Below are 19,891 nucleotides of genomic sequence, written 5' to 3'. Positions count from 1 at the left end.
GTTTTCTCTTACAACTTCCTAACAATTCTACCAATAAATCCATACATCCTAAAAAATGGCTTTTAGCTTGCTATTAAATGCATTCCAGCCATTTACCATTCGCTCCCATACCGAACGGTCATTTGCCTCTTCAGGCTCTTCAACAGCTTCTTGCAACTCACTTTGGCTAAACATGAGCAAACCAGCTGCTGTTGCATACATCGAACGACGTAATGCTGCCTGATGTTGATCATCAGCATAAACCTGTAACGGCGGATTACCCAAATGGGCAGATACCCCCAACATACGGCGAGCCAAACTCACCATACCTTCGATTTGACAAGCATCCCCTGTCAACACTACACCATGGTATAAACCATGAATTGCACCGCTGTTTTCGAGCTCATCGCGAATCTGGCTAAAGATCTCTTCATAGCGGGCAATAATAATTTCTGACAACTCAATTCGACTAATAGTTTGAGGGCCGTCAATTCCTTCTACCTGAATCATGTGATCTGGCTTCACAGCACTTAAATCAACACAACCATACAGAATTTTAATACGTTCAGCTTCTTCTGTCGTAGTTTGCAATACAGCAGCAATATCACGCGTAACGTGTTCACCACCGCGTTGCAATGTACGTGCCAGAGCCAAACGTCCATCTAAATAAACCGCAAGATTGGTAATGCCTGCGCCAATATCGACAAGACAAACACCATACTCTTTTTCATCTTTAAGCAAGCTTGCCTCAGCGGTTGCCAGACAAGATACCACCATTTTTTCAACCCCGATATTTGCACCTTTCATGGCGCGATCAAGGTTTTGCATAGTCGCAATCGGCATCATCATTAACTGATAATGTCCGGTCATACTATGGGCAGTCATGTTAATTGGATTCTGCACCCATTCAGCAGAATCACCTAATTCAAAGCCTAGCGGTACTGCACTTGCTAAATAGTAATCAGAAGTCACATGACTTGCTTTTGCCAATTCTAACGCGCGCACGACTTCATTTGTTGTAATAACATGTGCTGGATTAGCAACTGGTGTGCGACCAGAGGCATAAAAACTTTGCAACTCGGTACTCGGAATCGATACCCATGCGCTATGAATGCGACATTCGGCCATATTTTCCGCTTCAGCGACAGCATTTTTAATCGCAGCGATAACTTTATCGAGGCTTACGATTTTTCCTTTATTCATGCCACGATTGCGAGCAGTTGCCATACCGATAACTTGAATGTTATCCGGCGCATGAATTTTTCCAATCAAAACTGAAACTTTATGCGTCCCAATGTCAATCGCAACAACTGAGGGAACAGCTTCATTCATCACTCATACCATTTCTTTGTTGTTTAATACCAGGCAAATTGCCTATTTTAAAGCCACGTATTATGGCTTTGCTTTTGTTCCACCTGCAATGCTTGTGTCATCAATCGTTACAACAAACTGACCATTCACAATTTTAGGTGGCGTTGCGTTCTTCCATTGAATAGATAATCCATTACGATATCGCAAATCAATGGCTGAGATTTTCGACCACACCGGTTTTAAGTCAGATTGTGCCAGATGGCTTAAACGTTGCAACTTATTCATTGTTTGATCTTGGTCAACAATAATTCGTAAACCTGAGTCAAACTGCATAAACCAAGTCATTCGCTCTGTCAGATATAACTCTTTTAGACGCAAATTGGCAGGGTGGAATAATTGATTGATTTCATTATAGCGTCGCATCATCATTTTCGACTGGCTTACCGGACCATGGAGTAACGGAAGCTCAGGATGAATAGTCGGCTCTGCCTCACTGAATACATCGCCTCCATCGCTTAACAAGCGACCTGTTCCCCAACGGGCGATGGCATGTCGAGGCATGACACGAACACGAATACCATTGGGCCAAGCACGAGAAACGACAACTCGGTCTACCCACGAAATTTCTAATGTTTTATCTCGAATCTGTTCTAAATCAGATGTGAAATAATTCGCTTTTATAATTGGAGCAACATGCTGCATCACTTGTTGTGTTTCAACTGAAGACGTCGATCCCACAACTTCTAGCTTTGCAACTGTTGCATCTGTAATAACTTTATATAGCCCATAAATTCCGACTGCCAGCACTACAAAAGCAATAACCAACAGCACCCAACCACCAGCATTTGCAAGCTTCTGCTTACGTGTAGGTGGTTTATCATGAATAGAGGTGATGGCCGCACGTTTACGGCGCATGGAAGCCGGAAGTTGTGCCATATTTAAGCCGTACCTTCCAATGTTTGCTCAAGAATGGCAACACACAATTCATCAAAACTATAGCCAACAGCTTTCGCAGCTTTTGGAACTAAAGAGTGGCTGGTCATACCTGGCACTGTGTTTACTTCTAAAAGCCAGAAATTACCCTGCTCATCCTGCATCGCATCAATACGGCCCCAGCTTTCTGCACCAACTGCCTGAAAAGCACGTAAGCACAATGCTTGTAGGTTCTTCTCTTCTGTCTCACTTAGACCGCAAGGAATACCATACTCAACATCATTACGTTGATATTTCGCTTCGTAGTCGTAGAAAGCAACATCTGCTGGTGGTTGTAAACGAATAACCGGTAAAGGCTGACCATTTAGGAATGAGATTGTGAATTCACGACCTGTGATCCACTTCTCGGCCATCACAACAGCATCGTGCTGAGTTGCTTTTTCAATTGCAGCTGTAAAATCTTCTGCTTTTTCAACCTTACTCATGCCGACACTTGAGCCTTCATGTACAGGTTTGATAATCACAGGTAAGCCTAACTCAGCAATCACCGCATCTAAATCTGTTTCTTTAGTAATAATGCGATATGGCGCTGTAGGTAAATCGCTACCTTGCCAGATTTGCTTGGTTTTGACTTTATCCATGCCAATCGCAGAACCTTGTACACCTGTTCCTGTATAAGGCAGATTTAACCATTCAAGTACGCCTTGAATCTGGCCATCTTCACCACCACGACCATGCAATACAATAAATGCACGATCATAATTTACAAGTTCAGTCACACTGCGGTCTTGCGGATCAAATGCTTCAGCCTGAACACCTGAACGCAATAAAGCATCCAGAACTGCCTGACCACTATCTAAAGACACAGCACGCTCAGCCGATTTCCCACCAAATAGCACGGCAACTTTGCCGAATTTTGTAGCATTTGACACGTTTAAATCCTTAACCCGATAATTCAATATTTTTGTTTATTTCACATACAAATGGTGTTGTGCAAGTTCTACAGAAATTGCTCCCACGTTACCCGCACCTTGCGTTAATAACAAGTCATTTGGTTGTAACACATTTTGCATGATGTTTTGCAAATTACCTTCAACCGGATCAACCAAAATCGGTTCAACCTGTCCACGTAAACGAATACTACGCGCTAGAGTACGACTGTCTGCACCTACAATAGGCTTTTCACCGGCAGGATAAACTTCCAATAATAATAATTGATCGACCTGAGAAAGCACTTCAATAAAGTCATCAAAACAATCGCGGGTACGAGAGTAACGGTGTGGCTGGAATAACATCACCAAACGACGATCCGGATGGCTCTGACGAGCAGCTTTAATAGTTGCTTCTACTTCTTTCGGATGGTGTCCGTAGTCATCAACTAACTTAACGTTACCGTCGGCAAGTTCGAATTCACCTTGTACTTGGAAGCGACGACCAACACCACTGAAGCCTGCTAAAGCACGGCTAATTGCGTCATCAGAAACACCTTCATCAGTCGCAACACCAATCGCAGCCAAAGCATTCAAAATATTATGCATGCCTGGTTGATTAATTGTTAAACGTAGCGGCTCACGACCTTTACGTAACACAGTAAAGTGTGAACGCATACCATCTTGTTCAACATCAATTGCGCGAATGTCGTTGTCTTCGTTAAAACCATAAGTAATGACTGGACGTCCTACACGCGGCATAATTTCACGAATGTTGGCATCATCACCACAAACGACAGCCAAACCATAAAATGGTAGGTTATGAAGGAACTGTACGAACGTATCTTTTAATTTATCAAAGCTACCTTCATAGGTATCCATATGGTCAGCATCAATGTTCGTTACAATCGCTGCCATTGGTTGCAAATAAAGGAAAGATGCATCTGATTCATCAGCTTCCGCTACGATGAAACGGCTTTCACCTAATGCAGCATTTACACCTGTACTGTTAAGTAAACCACCAATCACATAAGTTGGATCAAGGTTTTCTTCAGCCAACATAGTCGTTAAAAGACTAGTCGTTGTCGTTTTACCATGTGTACCCGCTACAGCAATACCATGACGGTAACGCATAAGCTCACCTAGCATCTCTGCGCGGCGTACGATTGGAGTACGTTGCTCAATGGCTGCTTTAATTTCCGGATTTTCTGGATCAATCGCTGTAGAAACTACAAGCACATTGGCATTTTTAATATTTTCCGCTTGATGGCCAATATAAACCTTGATGCCATTTTGCTCTAATTGTTCTGTAGTTTTAGATGCTTTAATGTCTGAACCGGAAATTTTATAACCTTGGTTACCCAATACCTCTGCAATGCCACACATCCCAGCACCGCCGATCCCCACAAAATGAATGTGTTTGATACGGCGCATTTCAGGCACTTTAATCAGTTTTTTTGCTTGGTTCGCAGCTGTTGATGGAGACATAGTAAATCCGATTACATTTTTTGGATAAGATCAACCACATGCTGAGTCGCATTTGGTTGGGCATGTTGACGCGCTTTCACTGCCATTTCTGTAAGTAACTGGCGGTTCATCAGCGAAGTGAACAATTCATTTAGAACATCTGGTGTCATAGTCGATTGCTGACAAATTTTTGCAGCACCGAAATCCGCCAGAAATTTGGCATTTGCAGTTTGATGGTCATCAACTGCTATAGGAAGTGGCACAAAAACTGCGGCCACACCTGCTGTTGCAACTTCTGTTACCGTGAGTGCTCCAGCTCGGCAAATAATTAAATCTGCCTCACTATAAGCCTTTGCCATATCTTCAATAAACGGTAAAACGTGTACGGTTAAATTAGCTGGAGCATCTGCATAAAGTGCTTGAGTTGCCTCAACTTGTTGCTGACCGCACTGGTGAAAAATATTAAGTGGAACTTGTAATTGTTTTAATGCTGGAGGTAAGCGTTCGTTGAGTGCTTTGGCACCTAAAGAACCACCAACAATTAGAATATTTAGAGGCTGCCCTGCTTGCGCACGCTCATCATAACGCCACTTTGGGCTTAAAATATCTGTGATTTCATGACGAACAGGATTTCCTGTTGTAACGACTTTTCCACCCGCAGGAAATGTATTTGGAAATGCTTCACACACGACTTTAGCAACACGAGATAACTGCGCATTGGTAAAACCAGCAACCGCATTTTGCTCATGAATAAGTACAGGAATACCTAACAAACGTGCTGCCAAACCACCCGGTCCCGCAACATAACCGCCAAAGCCTGCAACTGCATCAACTTTAAGCTGTTTCATATAACGCATTGCGCTTAAAGTGGCTTTTAAAATTTTAAAAGGTGCAGCAATTTTACGGACTAATCCATTGCCACGAACACCTTGAATATCAATTTGATATATTGGAATATTTTGATCTTTTAATAATCGGTTTTCCATACCTGTTGGCGTGGCTAACCATGAAACCTGACAACCTTGTTGTTGAAGTTTTTTGGCTACGGCGAGGGCTGGAAAAACATGTCCACCTGTACCGGCAGCCATCATCATGACATGTTTAGGTTTGCTTTGCTGTGAATCGGTCACGGTCTAATTCTTCAACTCAAAAAACAATGGAAATTGTCATCTATTTTTGTAGCCGTTTATTTTAATCCTAAAGCTTCATTAACGAAAAGCTAATTTCACTCGTTTATAACAGAAAGATGTGCTTTTTTGAAAATATGCCTACAAAGCTGTGGTGTATTTAGTATTGTTATTTTATTAATTCATATATTTTCAGGTGATTTCCCATAAATACCGCGGAAAACCACCTGAAATAAATAATTAAGCTGAACGTCCAGCTTCTAATACATCAAATAGATCATCTGCAATTGATGTACCAAATTGAGCATCAATTTCACGAATACACGTTGGGCTAGTGACATTAATTTCAGTGACATAATTACCAATCACATCTAAGCCCACAAAAATCAAACCTTTTTCGCGTAGGAAAGGGCCAATTTTAGCTGCAATCAACTTGTCATTTTCAGTAAGGGGACGCGCTTGGCCTAAACCACCTGCCGCTAAGTTGCCGCGTACTTCACCATTTTGTGGAATACGAGCTAGACAGTAAGGAATAGGTTCACCATTCACCATTAAAATACGCTTATCCCCTTCTACAATTTCAGGAATATAGCGCTGAGCCATAATTGGACGGTTGCCTAGCTCTGTAAGCATTTCTAAGGTAGAACCAATATTTACACCGTCTTGGTATAAACGGAAAATCCCCATACCGCCCATACCATCAAGCGGCTTAACAATCACATCACCATGTTCTTTAATAAATTCACGAATTAAACTTTGCTGTGATGTCACAAGTGTAGGCACTTGTAGCTCTGGAAATTGCGTTGCAAAAAGTTTTTCGTTGCAATCACGTAATGATTGAGGCTTATTAATAATCCATGAACCTTCACGTTCAGCTTGTTCAAGCACGTAAGTCGTGTAGACAAAATTCATGTCAAATGGCGGATCTTTACGCATGAGTACTACATCATAAGCCGCGATCGATTCTTTTTTCTTTTCGCCTAACTCATAGTAATGATTGTAATCTTCAAAAACTTTTAACGGTGAAATTAGACCGTAAGCCTTACCTTGATCGATATATAAATCTTGCTGTAATGCATAACCTAATTCATGTCCACGACGGCTCGCCGCCCACAACATTGCCATGGTTGAATCCTTTTTAAGGTTTACGGTTTCAATCGGATCCATGACGACAAGTACACGCATGCTCAAGCTCTTCTTAAAATTTAAATTAACATGAGTATAGCTGAGATTTTTCACTGGTTTTTCTTAATTTCAGTAAAACCTTACCTGTTATTTCTTGATCTGGAATTTAAGTAAATTCAGTTAAACTATGACCATAAAACATTATATTTAAAGGCTAAACATGAAACTTTATCGCTATTTAACTGGCCCTGATGACTCTGCTTTTTGTGCACGAGTGACTAAAGCACTCAATCATGGTTGGGAATTATATGAAGCACCAACCATGACCTTTAATGGAACGCATGTCATTGTTGGACAAGCAATTTGCAAAACAATTGACGAGAATTATGATCCAGAAATGGATATTTTAGATGTTCTGAAAAATAATGCTTAATCCCAAAGAGGAGTTTTTATTGGTAAAAGCCCCTCTCCAAAACTCAATTAACAAGAAAAACTAATAAGTTAATTCACATAGCTTGCTTAATTTACTCATTACATTCCTAAAAAATAGTTATTAAAAAATAAATATGTCATTTTTTGAAGCAATAGTTCTTTTATTCTAAACAATTAAATGATTATAATTATCATTTATACTTTTATTTTTGTTAATTGATTTTATTTTTATGTTAAGAATTTCTATATCATCTCCCCAAATTAAGCGTCTTTTCCCGCTGAGCTTACTCAGTCTAATGATCTTGAATATTCAAGGTGCCTATGCAGAAGACTTGATTGACTCATCATCGAAAGTGGCAGCTACCATGCCCACCATAAAAATTGAGGCCATGAGTGAACTCGACCCAATTAAAAGTTATATCGACTATGACAAAGCCAATGTCACACGCAACGGTTTAGACAAAAAAGATATTCCTCAAACCGTTGATACGATTGATGTTCAGAAATATAAAATTTATGGATCGAATGATTTAAGCGTTATGCTACAAGGCACCCCTGGGGTATCAACCAGTTACGATATGCGCGGTGATGGCATCACGATTCGTGGTTTTGGTGCCGATACAGGTGATATTTACCGTGATGGCATACGTGAAAGCGGACAAGTACGTCGTAGTACAGCAAATATCGAACGTATTGAAATTTTAAAAGGCCCCGCTTCTGTTTTATATGGTCGTAGCGCTGGTGGTGGGGTTGTGAATATGGTGAGTAAATTCGCCAACTTTGACTCTAAAAGTTCAGTTGGTGCGTACGCAGGTTCTTACGACAACTACGGAACAACGGCTGACATCAACCAAGTCATTAATGACAATTTAGCAATACGTTTGACTGGAGAATATGGCGAGTCAGGCAGCTTCCGCTCTGGCATTGAAAATAAAATTGAAATGTTTTCACCAAGTTTCACTTATAAAAATGATGATGGAACTCTCACTTGGACTACACAATATACCTATGACAAATTAGGTCGTGTGCCTGATCGTGGTCCAGCATATGAAAACTTGCCTGCGGGAACTTCAATTAAAATGGGATTTGCCCAAGACGGCGATTATGTTGATGATATTTTGCAAGTGGTTCGCACCGATGTGAATTATCAATATGCGCCTGATTGGAACTTTCACTGGGCAGCAAGTTACCGACAAGCAGAACAGAACTTTGACCACTTTTATTTTGGAACTTATTGTGGTTTAGATGGGAAAAACTCAAAGAACGAGGCCTGTACAAAAAAAGGTTACATCGACCAAATTTATTACTGGCAACAAACCAACAATAAAACAACGACAAATACATTTGATATTAAGGGCAAGTTCAAAACAGGCCAGCTTGAACACCAAATCATGATGGGTACAGACTGGACATATGAACAACGAGAGCCACGCTTAGCAAATGAAGCTCAGAACGGTTCTATTTACGGCTACGTTAATCCATTCACAGGCGAACGTGAATATAGCCGTGGCAATGGCCCATTAAAGATGAGACAGCATAACTATAATGAAGGCACAACTTACGGCGTATTTATTCAAGATTTAATTGGTCTAAATGACCAACTTAAACTGATGATGGGTGTCCGCTACGATTACTTCGATTTTTCAACCACCAACAAGTTAACTAATGAACACCGTAATGTAAAAGATGGCAGCTTTAGTCCAAATGTGGGTTTGGTATGGCAACCGCTTCCTGAACATAGCTTTTATACGTCTTACTCTAAGAGCTTTGCACCATTTGGCGGACAAATGGGTGTTAACCAAGTCACTGGAAGCACCGATGTCACAAAAATGGATAAAGAGCCTCAATATAATGAGCAATACGAAGTTGGGGTAAAAAGCGAATGGTTAGATAGTCGTTTAAATACTCAATTTTCGGTCTTTGATATTCGTAAAAATAATATCCGCTATAAACCAAATCCTAATGAGCAACCAGATGTATGGGCAACTGCCGGACAACATCAATCTCGTGGTCTTGAATTTAGCTTTATTGGTCGCGTACTTGATAATGTCTTTGTTCGCGGTGGTTATGGCTACACAGATGCAAAAGTAAAAGAAGATAAACAAAAGCCTGAACAAGAAGGCAACTATTTAGCCAACACATCTAAAAATACGGGTAATTTATTTGTTCGTTATTTACCAACTGAACAGTGGTATACCGAGGTGGGTGTAACCTATGTAGGTTCGTATTATCCAAATCTTAATAATCAAGTAAAAATGGAAGGCTTTAACCGTGTCGATGCGGCAATTGGCTATAGTGCAGATCCATGGAATGTCACACTTGCGGTGAATAATCTAACTAATAAAGAATACTGGCGTTCAGACAGCATGCCAGGCACACCACGTAATGTGTTATTGCGTTTGAATTATCAGTTTTAAGTAAATATTAAAAAGGCATACTTCTATTTAGAGGTATGCCTTTTTCTTTTTTAGATACCGTATTTTTCGCGATAAGCTTGCATATTTGCTAGGGCTTCTTTTTCGCCTTTCGCTTCTAAATAATCCATTAAATCTTTCATGGTAATCAGTGCGTGCACAGGAATTTCTAATTCTTTTTGAACTTCTTGAATTGCAGAAAGCTCACCTTGACCACGTTCTTGACGATCTAATGCCACCAAAACACCCGCAATAGTTGCGCCAGCGTTTTTCAAAATCGTTACAACTTCACGAATCGCTGTACCTGCGGTAATTACGTCGTCAATAATCCAGACTTTTTTACCTTCAACCGCAGCACCAACTAGAACACCGCCTTCACCATGATCTTTCGCTTCTTTACGGTTAAAGCCCCATGGCACACTTTTGTTATGAACTTGCGATAAAGCAACAGCAGTGGCTGCTACAAAAGGAATACCTTTGTAAGCTGGTCCAAAAATCACATCAACATTTTGGCATTGTGTTAATTTATCGGCATAGCCTTGCGCTAAAAGAGATAAAGCTTCACCATCGTTGAGTAGGCCTGCATTAAAAAAATAAGGACTCACGCGTCCAGATTTTAAAGTAAACTCACCAAATTTAAGCACACCGCGTGATAATGCGAGTTCGATAAATGCTTGCGGGTGAAATGACACAGGCGTTGTCATGAGGTGCTCCAAATTCACAATTGAGGTTAAATTTTCGCATGATACCAAAGGATCAGTATCCAAGTGATGTAAAAATTCTTCGAGTCGTTTCCATTAACGTAAATGGCTTACGTTCTTCAGTAACGAAAGGCTTACTTGAATGGTTAGAACAATCAGATGCCGATGTTGTATGCATGCAGGAAAGCCGCATTACCCATGAACAATGGACTGAAAAATTTAGACCCGAAGGATGGCATACCCATCTCTTTCCAGCAGAGCGTGCAGGTTATGCGGGGACTGCGATATATAGCCGCCTACCCTTCGTCTCTGTTAAAGATGGTTTAGGGTTTGAGCTAGCAGACAGTCAAGGCCGCTTTATTTCTGCGGAATTCGATTTAGGTTTGTCACATCCGGTACATATTGCATCATTATACTTACCTTCAGGCTCAAGTGGTGAAGAAGCGCAAGCACGTAAAGATTTATTTTTAGGTGAATACGCAAAAATCTTGAAACAATGGCGTGACGAGAATAAGTCAGTCATCATTTGTGGTGACTACAACATTGTTCATAAACGAATTGATATTAAAAACTGGTCAGGTAACCAGAAATCATCGGGTTGTTTACCACATGAGCGTGCATGGCTTGACCATATTTACGATGAGCTTGGCTATGTCGATACCTTCCGTGTAGTTCGCGCAGAAGCAGAACTTTATTCATGGTGGTCAAATCGAGGTCAAGCTCGTGCAAAAAATGTAGGATGGCGTATTGACTATCAAGCGTGTTCACCAGACTGGAAAACACGTGTAGCAAACGCATGGGTCTTTAAAGATCAATGGTTTAGCGACCACGCGCCTGTTATTATTGACTATAAAATTCAAGAGTAAGTGAACACTTGTTCACTTGCATTGTCGTTTTCGCTTACAGCATATGTCGTTTTTGAGTATTTTTCTTACACAGCTTTAACGGCATTATAGCTGCACGGCACAGGGAAGCAGTCAGGATGACGCAAAAGGATAGGACGCCGTAGGAAGATAAAATAAACTTATGATAAGTTTATTTGCAAGGATGTGACATTGGACGTTGAAATGAGACCCGCATGATCAGGATGATTAAATGCGGGTTTTCTCTTTTTAAGTCTCTTATTTTTTGCGCTAAGTTCTTTTAGTTTTAATTTCTTCTTATTAAGCTCATTATCGCTTTGTCTTATGACAATAACATGACATCTCTCTTTCGATTAATCATTAATTTTCATTTGTTTTAAAAGTATCGGTATAAAGTAGTGCTTAAAAGCTTTTTGGGTTAGGCTGTGTGCTCTCTCTTTTTGACATGGTCCGATAAAATGTTAAAAATTTATGGAATTAAAAACTGTAATTCAATGAAAAAAGCATTTGATGCTTTGCAAGCCAAAGCACTTAACTATGATTTTCACGATTATAAAAAACAAGGCATTGATGCAGATACTCTAAAGATCTGGTTAAAAGAAATTGGGCAAGATACAGTTCTCAACAAAAAAGGAACGACTTGGCGCAAGCTTTCAGAAGAAGAACAAAATCGTGCTTTAAGCAGTGAAGATAACCTTATTGAAGCACTTATTGCTCAACCAAGTTTAATTAAAAGACCGGTTTTACAAACCTCACAAGGTTTCATTGTAGGTTTTGATGAATCTACCTATCAAAACATCCAAGCATAAAAAAACGAGCCATATGGCTCGTTTTTTTATTAAAACTTTTAGTTAGCGCGAATCCATGTTTGGTTACGACCAAGTGCAGAAACGCCAATATAACCACGTAATTTAAGCTTTTTACCGCCATCGGTTAACTCACCTTTCAGTTTGTAAGTTTTACCTGATTTTGGGTCTAAAATCGTACCGTTTTCATAACTGTTACCACCTACATTTTTTAAATTATGTACAATGGTGACACCTTTAAGTGGTTTGTTTTTATACGGACCTTCACATTTTGTACAAGCGTTTTCTTCGCCCGGTGTCAAAATGTTTTGAATGGTTGCAGTTAAGGTTCCGTCCTTCTGTTCCGTAAATTTCACTACGGCTTTTGGCTTATTGGTCTGATCATCAATCGTTTTCCATACCGTTCCATTGAGTGAATCAGCCGCATTGGCAAATGCAGCCATACCAATGAGTCCTAAAGCTAAAGCAATCTTTTTCATTTTTGTAATATCCTTGGGTCTTTCAAGATTTTTAGTATTCAGAAGTCGCAAAGATATTGCAATTTTTGAATGTGACTGTTTCGTGTAACCTTGTAATCTTGCAAAATAAAATTTACAAGAAAACAAGAAACTAGCATAAAAATGGATGCTCTATGAATATATCAAATGTTTGGAAATATTATTTTACAGAAACTTTTCTTAAAACAACAATTCGCAAGCCAAGCCAGCTAAATTTGCCGGCTACCGCCTTACGTCCCGTTCTAGATCAGATGTGTCGTGCTTTCCCAAGGCAAAAAAATGTTTCTGTGCGCCCAATTCGGCTAGCAGGCATTAAAGGTGAAGAAATCAAACCACAAGATTCTGCCACTCAACTGATTTTTCACATTCACGGCGGCGCTTTTTTTCTTGGCAGTGTCAAAACACACCATGCTTTCATGACGGATTTAGCTGCTCGTACTCAAATGCAGATTATTCATGTGGACTATCCACTTGCACCAGAGCATCCTTATCCTGAGGCAACTGAAGCTCTATATGACATCTATCAATCTTTAGTAGTACAAGGTGTTCAGCCTAAAGATATTATTTTGTCAGGTGATTCATGCGGAGCAAATTTAGCGCTAGCACTTTGCTTACGTTTAAAAGAACAACCCGAGCTCATGCCAAGTGGTCTGATTTTGCTATCTCCTTTTTTGGATTTAACACTCACGAGTGAGTCGCTCAGATTTAATAAAAAACATGATGCCTTACTCTCTATTGAAGCGCTGCAAACAGGAACTCAGTACTATATAGGCAATCATATTGCAGCTGATGACCCACGTGTTTCGCCTATTTTCGATGACTTGCATGGTCTACCGCCTACTTTGGTTCAAGTCGGGTCTAAAGAAATCTTATTAGACGATGCCAAACGTTTTAGAGAGAAAGCCGAAGATGCAGGTGTTAAAGTTCAATTCAAACTTTATACAGGCATGTGGCATAACTTCCAGATGTTTAATGCATGGTTTGATGAGGCTAAACAAGCATTGGCAGATATTGCTGAATTTGCTCACGAACTTGATAAAACTTAATTTATCTATAAATGGTGTGAACAGTGAATAAAACTTTTCACATCATTTTCTTTATAAAAAGTCATCATATATAAAATGAAAATCATGTTATGTTTAAAATATAAATTATTTAAACAGTCCAATTTTAGGATGGTCCAACAAAGAGGCATCTATATTTAGGAGGCCTTACTTACTATGAAAAATCGTTTAATCACTCATCCCGTAAATAGAATAAAACAGGTGATAATCGATTTCATCTACAATAATCACATCATCAACTGGACGCCACTACAAAAAAGCGCACTGATGCTTACACTTGCCTGTGCAATGAATTTCAGTTGGATTTTATGGAAAGGCTATATTCTAATTACCCCTAGTGTCTGGCAATGGACACATTTACCTTTAGTTGAGTCGCAAATCTGGCTCAATTTATTAACCTTATTTTTATTGGCTCTTTTAATTATCCCCTGCTATCGCTACAAAAATGTTGAATGGGCTCAACGAATTATTCCTTTAGTGAGTGTGCAATTTTTTACGCTCATGCTATGCCACGATGGATATTTAATTGGCAGCATTAGCCCCGCCACTATGGTCGGTTATGTCGGCACGATTGGGGTAGGTCTGGTATTATTTGATCGAAAAATTGTTTATAGCGCTCTTGTACCTGCGACAATTATTTTAACGGTATGTACTTATTTGAGTATGAAAAGTGTTTTGCCTTACGCCCCCTTATTTAATCTGATTGCCATGCAACGTGCTCAAACCAATCCATTTTGGTTAGGAAGCATGGCTTTTTTTATTATGCCCATTTTATTGGCATGTTTTATTTTATTTGAAATATTACTCACCCAATGGCGTCAACGCGAAACTTATATTCACCGTTTAAGCCAACTTGATCCATTAACTAATGTATTAAATAGACGTAGTTTAAATACGCATTTAGAGTCGCTACACCAACAGCAATTTGATTATGCTGTGGTACTTCTTGATATCGATCATTTTAAAAAAATTAATGATATATATGGCCATCACCAAGGTGATCAGGTATTAATTGAAATCGCTCAATGTCTTTCCGAGAACTTGCGTAGTGAGGATATTATTGGTCGATTTGGTGGAGAGGAATTTATTTTATTACTTCCCCACACCGATATCATTCAAGCAGAAAAAATTGCTGAGCGTTGTCGCTGTGCTTTACAAGAATTACCTGTCTTTAGCGCCCAAAATAATCCTATTCATATTAGTGCAAGTTTTGGAATAAGCAGTTCAGCTTTTGCACAGGACCCTTATCTTGTTATTCGACAGGCTGACCAAGCTCTCTATGCGGTAAAAGCTTCAGGCCGTAATCAGGTACGTACATTTCATCAGACCGAAACTATTGATACCTTATGATTCTTTGAGCTTTGCCAAACTCGCGAGTTGTTGTAAAAGTTCTTGCTGACTAAAAGCACCCGTTAAGCGTAGAGCACGAATCTCTTTTTGCTCTGGGCTTAAAAATAGATAGGTCGGTGGTCCCAAAATATTCCATTGCTTGAGTAGCGCTTCATGTGACTGGTCATAATGACTCAAATCAAGCTTAATTAAATAGTAAGGTGCAAGAGCAGACTGAACCTCAGGTGCTTTTAAAATACGGTGCTCAATTGGTTGGCAAGCAACACACCAATCGGCATATACATCAACCACAATAGCCCGATCAGTAGGCGCTGCTGCTAAAATCTTTTGGAAGTCTGCCGCGCTAGTCGCAACATGCCACTCGGCCATGTGGTCAGAACTTTGCAAAGTTCGATTTTGAATATGTTGATATTGGTTATAGGCTACAAAAGGGGTAACGACTAACAATAAGATCACGTAGAGCCATTGTAGTTGTCCTTTTTTCCAGAAAAATTGATAAACAGCATAGGCTATAAAAGCGAGGCCCAGTACTAAACTAAGTACTTGCATGCCCCAATCTGGCAATAAAGGACGAATAAAGTAGAGGCTTAAACCCAACATCAGAAAAGCAAAAATCACTTTAATCTGATGCATCCAGTCGCCCGCTTTAGGCAAAAATTTTGCCCCTAAAATACTTGCCAACAGTAGCGGAATTCCCATTCCAAAACCTAGGCAGAATAAAAGCAATGCACCTTGCCATTGGTTTTGTGTTTGAGAAATAAATAATAAAGTTCCAGCGAGAGGTGCAGTCATACAAGGACCGACCAAGAGTGCAGAGACCACACCCATGACTCCCGCACCTACTAAAGTGCCGCCTTGTTGCATCGACTGAATACGGTCAAGTCGGTTTAACCATGTTTGCGGTAAACGAAGTTCAAATAAGCCAAATAGGTTCAGTGCAAAGACAATAAACAACAAACTAAAAGCAATTAAAGTCGCAGGCTGTTGTAACCAGCGCTGAAAATTTAAGCCTGCTGAAGAAGCAATTAAACCTAAACCTGCATAGACCAATGCCATACTACACACGAAAGTAAGTGCAATGGTCCAAGCCTTTATACCTTTATGTTCTCGAATAATTAGCGAAGTTAAAATAGGCAACATCGGTAAAGAGCATGGTGTAAATGCGAGCAACATGCCTAAACCGAGAAATAATAAAACTCCATACCAAAGCGAGTGCTCAATTAACTTAGCTGACCAGATCTGATCTTGCGCAATTTGTGGCGCAGATGGATCTAATACAGGCTCTGTACTCTGCTCTTTTTCTAAAAGCTTTGAATCTGAAGAAGCTTCTGGCTGAGTATTTGCCAAATCTAGCAATCGTTTTGGCGCTATTCCTGCTTGGTTTTGCACACCAACCAAGCCATCTGCATCAGTTTGAAACTCAATGGTTTGTGGCGGATAACAAATACGATCTTTGGCACAGCCCTGCCAAGTCACACTATAGTGCTCTGAAGGCTTTGTTTTAATTTTGAAATTAACTTGATGGTAGTAAACCTGACTTTGCCCATAATTTTCATCATATTGAGCAATCGCTTTAGGTAACTTTAAAGCTAAAGGTTGAGTACCTTGTTGTACGGTAAATTTATGCTGATAGAGATAATAATTTGGCTGAATCTGCCAAGATAAACTCGCAGTATGCGGCTCAGAAGATTCAACCGAAAATGAAAAAGCTTGTTCGGGCGAGAGCAGCTTATCCTGTGCGGAAACCAACTGGCTAAATACACAAACAGCAACTGCTAGAAAATAAAGAATTCCCTGATGAATAAGCTTTTTCATTAACATAAATTTAAATTGCTTCGATTAGAACAAGAACGCCACGCCTAAGCCACCGTTGTAGCTCTTATCTTGACCTTCTAAATCGACCCCGATACTTGCGTCAAGCTGAGTACGATTATTTACAGCGTAAACTAAACCTGTACCTAAACCGTATTCATAGTCTTGGCTTTCAGCTTTACGGTAAATGAATTCAGAATATCCAGAAAGTTTACCAGCTATCTTATAGTTGATTGCTGGAATTGCAGTCACAGCCCAATTACTGTTTTGCACTTCGTAACGCATGGTAATTGAGGTATCAATCAAGTCATCATATTTATAAGCCACTGCTGAGCTTAGGCTATAAATATCATCATGCGCAGTAAATTCATCATTACCAGTTGCAATGACAGCCTGAGCTAACACAGCCATTGATAAGTTTTCATCATCTAGATCAATTGCTTTTTTCAAACCGATGCTTACATCACCAAAGCCTGAATTGTCAGTTTTTTTGCCAGCACGTTTGGTTTGAGTCCATGCTGGACCTTGCCAACCTAATTGTAATTCTAAGCCATCAGCCAAACCTGTACGGAATAGCATATCTTCACTTACAGTTACGGTCTTTTCTTTAACGCCATCGACAGTCGACTCTGTATAAGTCGTGCTAGGTAAACCTTGTTCCCAAGCTAACTTACCCACTGGTGTAATACCTGTTCCGAAGCCTGCTCCAGGACGGTCAAAGGAAAACTCTGCTGCGAAAGTACTTCCAGCAGCAATAGTTGTAAGGGCAAAAGTTAAAATTTGTACTATTTTCATTTTAATGTCCAATCAAGTAGTTAATTCTTTTGTCATTTTAGCCCCATGACGGCGCAATAACTCTAATGTTTCACGCTCTTCTTCAAGTGATTCTGACCAATCTATTTCATCAAAATCGCAATCAAAGAACAACTGACTGATTGAAGATAAAACGGTGAGTCCTTCTTCATCACGTGAGTTTGGATCAACTTTTTCATCGAGTAAACGTTGAACAGCAGGAGCACATGCCGAGCTTGCTGCATCCCATAACGGGCCATAAAACTCTTCTGCATCCCAAAGGTGTACATTGGCTTTAGCTTGAATTAGGGCTTCAAGAATATCGAGATAAACTTGTAACGATTGTTGCTTCTCTTCTTTTGATAATGGTGTACCAGCTTCATAAGCTTCCGATACATTTTCCCACCATTTAAAAATTCCATCACAGATAATTGATACAGGTGGCCCTTGCTCTGGATCAATAAAGTTCGGATCAAGTCCGTCAGCAAGTAATTTCTGCACTTGCGCGAGTTCTAATTCTTCTATGGCTTTAATTAAAGCTTGCTGCTGGGTGGTTAACATGACCATCTCTCAAAAATATATTAGGGCTATTATGCCTAATCTCTTCTCCAGATTTTAGAGGTTGATTGCATCGCATTGCAAACCTAATGTTGTGAATAGTTTTATTTTCATCAAATATAAAAAAAGCCCCGAAGGGCTTTTTAGCATTTTCAATTAAACTTCATCATCAATGAATTCTGGTTGCCCACCTCTCGGGTGTTCTTTTTTCTCAAAAGTATGTTCGAGGCTACGTTTTAATTTTTCAATCGCGCCATGAATTGAAGCGTCAATATTTCCTGCTTTATGGTGCACTGCAACCGGTTTTAAACCTGAAGGACGCGCTTCAATCATACAGTGGATATCTTTGTCACCACCTTTGTCCCCATTTTCATCACTAAAATGAACCGAAAAATGCGTAATACGTTCGCTATGACGTTGGAATTCTTGAGTAAGTTCTGCACGTACATAAGTAATTAAACGTTCGCTGTTATGGATGTTTTTATCTGTGCGGATTTCAATATTCATAAATACCATCCTCTCTTTCTTACTGTGGATCTTTTCTATGCAAAACTTTTTTATGTTGGCATGTTTTAAGCATGCATGAACTGACTTCAATTGTACATTTTGATGGTGTAATGGTTTGTTATCTCCTGACTTAAACGTACTGGTTTTAATTTATTTTGAAGATCTTCATATCTTCAATATCAGTCCATCTATAAAAATATGCAAGCTGATTTTTTAAATATTTATGAAAAATTGAACAAAAGGAGAGCAATCGTGTCCAAATCTTATCTATCTGGAGCCGAGCTCATTGAGCAAATTCAAAAGTCTCCTTATTCACGTGATTTGATTGGTTATCACGGACAGCCTCCACAGGTGAAATGGCCTAACAATGCCAAGATTGCAGTGCAATTTGTTCTTAATTATGAAGAAGGTGGCGAAAAACATATTGAGCACGGCGATGAAGGCTCAGAACAGTTTTTATCGGAGATTATTGGTGCTGCAAGTTACCCAGCGAAACATATGTCGATGGACTCGATGTACGAATATGGTTCACGTGCTGGTTTTTGGCGCATTCATAATGAATTCCAAAAGCGCAAACTTCCAATGACCATTTTTGGAGTTGCAATGGCACTTGTCCGCAATCCTTATATTGTAGAGGCGATTAAGCAAGCTGATTATGATGTGGTTTCTCATGGTTACCGTTGGCTTCACTATCAAGATACTGATATTGAGTTAGAAAAACAGCATATAGAACAAGCTTTATCTGTTTTAGAAAACTTGTTTGGAAATAAAGTGATCGGTTGGTACACCGGACGTGATAGCCCTAATACACGTCAATTACTTGCAGAATTCCCGCAAATTCAATACGACTCTGATTATTATGGCGATGATCTGCCTTTTTGGACGCCTCTCACCAATGCTGCGGGTGCATCACGTCCTCATCTGATTATTCCGTATACTCTGGAATGTAACGATATGAAATTCTGCTCACCGGGTGGATTTAATAGTTCAGAACAATTTTTTCAATATTTAAAAGATAGTTTTGATGTGCTGTATGCAGAGGGAGAAAATGCACCAAAAATGATGTCGATTGGAATGCATTGCCGTATTTTAGGGCGCCCAGGCCGTTTTAAAGCACTACAAAAGTTTCTCGACTATATTCAAATGCACGATCGAGTCTGGATATGTAGTCGTCAAGACATTGCTGAACATTGGTATAAAAATCACATAACTAAATAATTGATT

Annotated in this window: 19 protein-coding genes; 7 read left to right on the top strand and 12 right to left on the bottom strand. The window is 39.7% G+C overall.

Annotation, left to right across the window (positions count from 1 at the left end; genetic code table 11):
• Window positions 1–48 precede the first annotated feature (48 nt).
• From ftsA to gshB, 6 genes are all read right to left on the bottom strand, one after another.
• Window positions 49–1,311: a cell division protein FtsA gene (gene ftsA, locus I7H67_RS06310; RefSeq protein ID WP_004790064.1), complete on the bottom strand. Its 1,263-nt coding sequence runs from the start codon at window positions 1,309–1,311 to the stop codon at window positions 49–51.
• A gap of 60 nt (window positions 1,312–1,371) precedes the next feature.
• Complete coding sequence (locus I7H67_RS06305; protein WP_005300619.1) at window positions 1,372–2,226, bottom strand: cell division protein FtsQ/DivIB; 855 nt, start codon at window positions 2,224–2,226, stop codon at window positions 1,372–1,374.
• 2 nt (window positions 2,227–2,228) lie between these two features.
• Complete coding sequence (locus tag I7H67_RS06300; RefSeq protein ID WP_198307386.1) at window positions 2,229–3,155, bottom strand: D-alanine--D-alanine ligase; 927 nt, start codon at window positions 3,153–3,155, stop codon at window positions 2,229–2,231.
• Between the two features lie 36 nt (window positions 3,156–3,191).
• A complete protein-coding gene (murC, locus tag I7H67_RS06295; RefSeq protein WP_003654096.1) occupies window positions 3,192–4,640 on the bottom strand; it encodes a UDP-N-acetylmuramate--L-alanine ligase in 1,449 nt (482 codons plus the stop codon).
• Between the two features lie 11 nt (window positions 4,641–4,651).
• Entirely contained in the window at window positions 4,652–5,749 is a 1,098-nt protein-coding gene (gene murG, locus I7H67_RS06290) for an undecaprenyldiphospho-muramoylpentapeptide beta-N-acetylglucosaminyltransferase (protein WP_005300613.1), read from the bottom strand.
• 237 nt (window positions 5,750–5,986) lie between these two features.
• Window positions 5,987–6,931 carry a glutathione synthase gene (gene gshB / locus I7H67_RS06285; RefSeq protein ID WP_151767064.1) on the bottom strand — a complete coding sequence of 315 codons (945 nt, stop codon included), beginning with the start codon at window positions 6,929–6,931 and terminating at the stop codon, window positions 5,987–5,989.
• A gap of 160 nt (window positions 6,932–7,091) precedes the next feature.
• On the opposite strand from gshB, the gene I7H67_RS06280 reads away from it, so the two are divergent.
• Together I7H67_RS06280 and I7H67_RS06275 are read left to right on the top strand one after the other, a co-directional pair.
• Complete coding sequence (locus I7H67_RS06280; RefSeq protein WP_002122004.1) at window positions 7,092–7,304, top strand: DUF1737 domain-containing protein; 213 nt, start codon at window positions 7,092–7,094, stop codon at window positions 7,302–7,304.
• Window positions 7,305–7,533: 229 nt separating this feature from the next.
• Window positions 7,534–9,720, top strand: coding sequence for a TonB-dependent receptor (locus tag I7H67_RS06275; RefSeq protein ID WP_198307385.1), 2,187 nt, complete (start codon window positions 7,534–7,536; stop codon window positions 9,718–9,720).
• A 50-nt stretch (window positions 9,721–9,770) separates the two neighbouring features.
• Here I7H67_RS06275 and pyrE read toward each other — a convergent pair whose 3' ends face one another.
• Window positions 9,771–10,421, bottom strand: a complete 651-nt coding sequence (gene pyrE, locus I7H67_RS06270; protein WP_005300604.1) for an orotate phosphoribosyltransferase — start codon at window positions 10,419–10,421, stop codon at window positions 9,771–9,773.
• Between the two features lie 38 nt (window positions 10,422–10,459).
• Between pyrE and I7H67_RS06265 the strand changes: the two genes are divergently transcribed.
• Both I7H67_RS06265 and I7H67_RS06260 read left to right on the top strand, forming a co-directional pair.
• Window positions 10,460–11,284: an exodeoxyribonuclease III gene (locus I7H67_RS06265; RefSeq protein WP_005300601.1), complete on the top strand. Its 825-nt coding sequence runs from the start codon at window positions 10,460–10,462 to the stop codon at window positions 11,282–11,284.
• Window positions 11,285–11,739: 455 nt separating this feature from the next.
• Entirely contained in the window at window positions 11,740–12,090 is a 351-nt protein-coding gene (locus I7H67_RS06260; protein ID WP_049837533.1) for an arsenate reductase, read from the top strand.
• Window positions 12,091–12,128: 38 nt separating this feature from the next.
• Here I7H67_RS06260 and I7H67_RS06255 read toward each other — a convergent pair whose 3' ends face one another.
• Window positions 12,129–12,566 carry a DUF2147 domain-containing protein gene (locus I7H67_RS06255; protein ID WP_002121971.1) on the bottom strand — a complete coding sequence of 146 codons (438 nt, stop codon included), beginning with the start codon at window positions 12,564–12,566 and terminating at the stop codon, window positions 12,129–12,131.
• A 152-nt stretch (window positions 12,567–12,718) separates the two neighbouring features.
• Here I7H67_RS06255 and I7H67_RS06250 point away from each other — a divergent pair, with 152 nt between their 5' ends.
• Together I7H67_RS06250 and I7H67_RS06245 are read left to right on the top strand one after the other, a co-directional pair.
• Window positions 12,719–13,630 (top strand): alpha/beta hydrolase, encoded by a 912-nt coding sequence (locus I7H67_RS06250; RefSeq protein ID WP_013196589.1) that lies wholly within the window; start codon window positions 12,719–12,721, stop codon window positions 13,628–13,630.
• Between the two features lie 174 nt (window positions 13,631–13,804).
• Entirely contained in the window at window positions 13,805–14,998 is a 1,194-nt protein-coding gene (locus tag I7H67_RS06245) for a GGDEF domain-containing protein (RefSeq protein WP_198307384.1), read from the top strand.
• Here the strand turns inward: I7H67_RS06245 and dsbD are convergent.
• The 4 genes from dsbD to I7H67_RS06225 form a co-directional block, all read right to left on the bottom strand.
• The gene (dsbD, locus tag I7H67_RS06240) at window positions 14,993–16,819 is read right to left on the bottom strand and encodes a protein-disulfide reductase DsbD (RefSeq protein ID WP_198307383.1); all 1,827 of its coding nucleotides are present in this window, start codon (window positions 16,817–16,819) and stop codon (window positions 14,993–14,995) included. The genes I7H67_RS06245 and dsbD overlap by 6 nt on opposite strands.
• 18 nt (window positions 16,820–16,837) lie before the next feature.
• Window positions 16,838–17,605 (bottom strand): transporter, encoded by a 768-nt coding sequence (locus tag I7H67_RS06235; RefSeq protein WP_198307382.1) that lies wholly within the window; start codon window positions 17,603–17,605, stop codon window positions 16,838–16,840.
• A gap of 12 nt (window positions 17,606–17,617) precedes the next feature.
• The gene (locus tag I7H67_RS06230; RefSeq protein ID WP_013196585.1) at window positions 17,618–18,163 is read right to left on the bottom strand and encodes an ankyrin repeat domain-containing protein; all 546 of its coding nucleotides are present in this window, start codon (window positions 18,161–18,163) and stop codon (window positions 17,618–17,620) included.
• Between the two features lie 153 nt (window positions 18,164–18,316).
• Entirely contained in the window at window positions 18,317–18,667 is a 351-nt protein-coding gene (locus tag I7H67_RS06225) for an HPF/RaiA family ribosome-associated protein (RefSeq protein WP_001019316.1), read from the bottom strand.
• A 252-nt stretch (window positions 18,668–18,919) separates the two neighbouring features.
• On the opposite strand from I7H67_RS06225, the gene puuE reads away from it, so the two are divergent.
• Window positions 18,920–19,885 (top strand): allantoinase PuuE, encoded by a 966-nt coding sequence (gene puuE, locus I7H67_RS06220; protein WP_198307381.1) that lies wholly within the window; start codon window positions 18,920–18,922, stop codon window positions 19,883–19,885.
• Window positions 19,886–19,891: the final 6 nt, after the last annotated feature.

Origin of the sequence: Acinetobacter sp. ACIN00229 (assembly GCF_016106645.1) — a bacterium.
GTDB lineage: Bacteria > Pseudomonadota > Gammaproteobacteria > Pseudomonadales > Moraxellaceae > Acinetobacter > Acinetobacter oleivorans.
The sequence above is the reverse complement of the archived record's forward strand: the minus strand, read 5'-3'. Positions and strand labels throughout refer to the sequence as shown.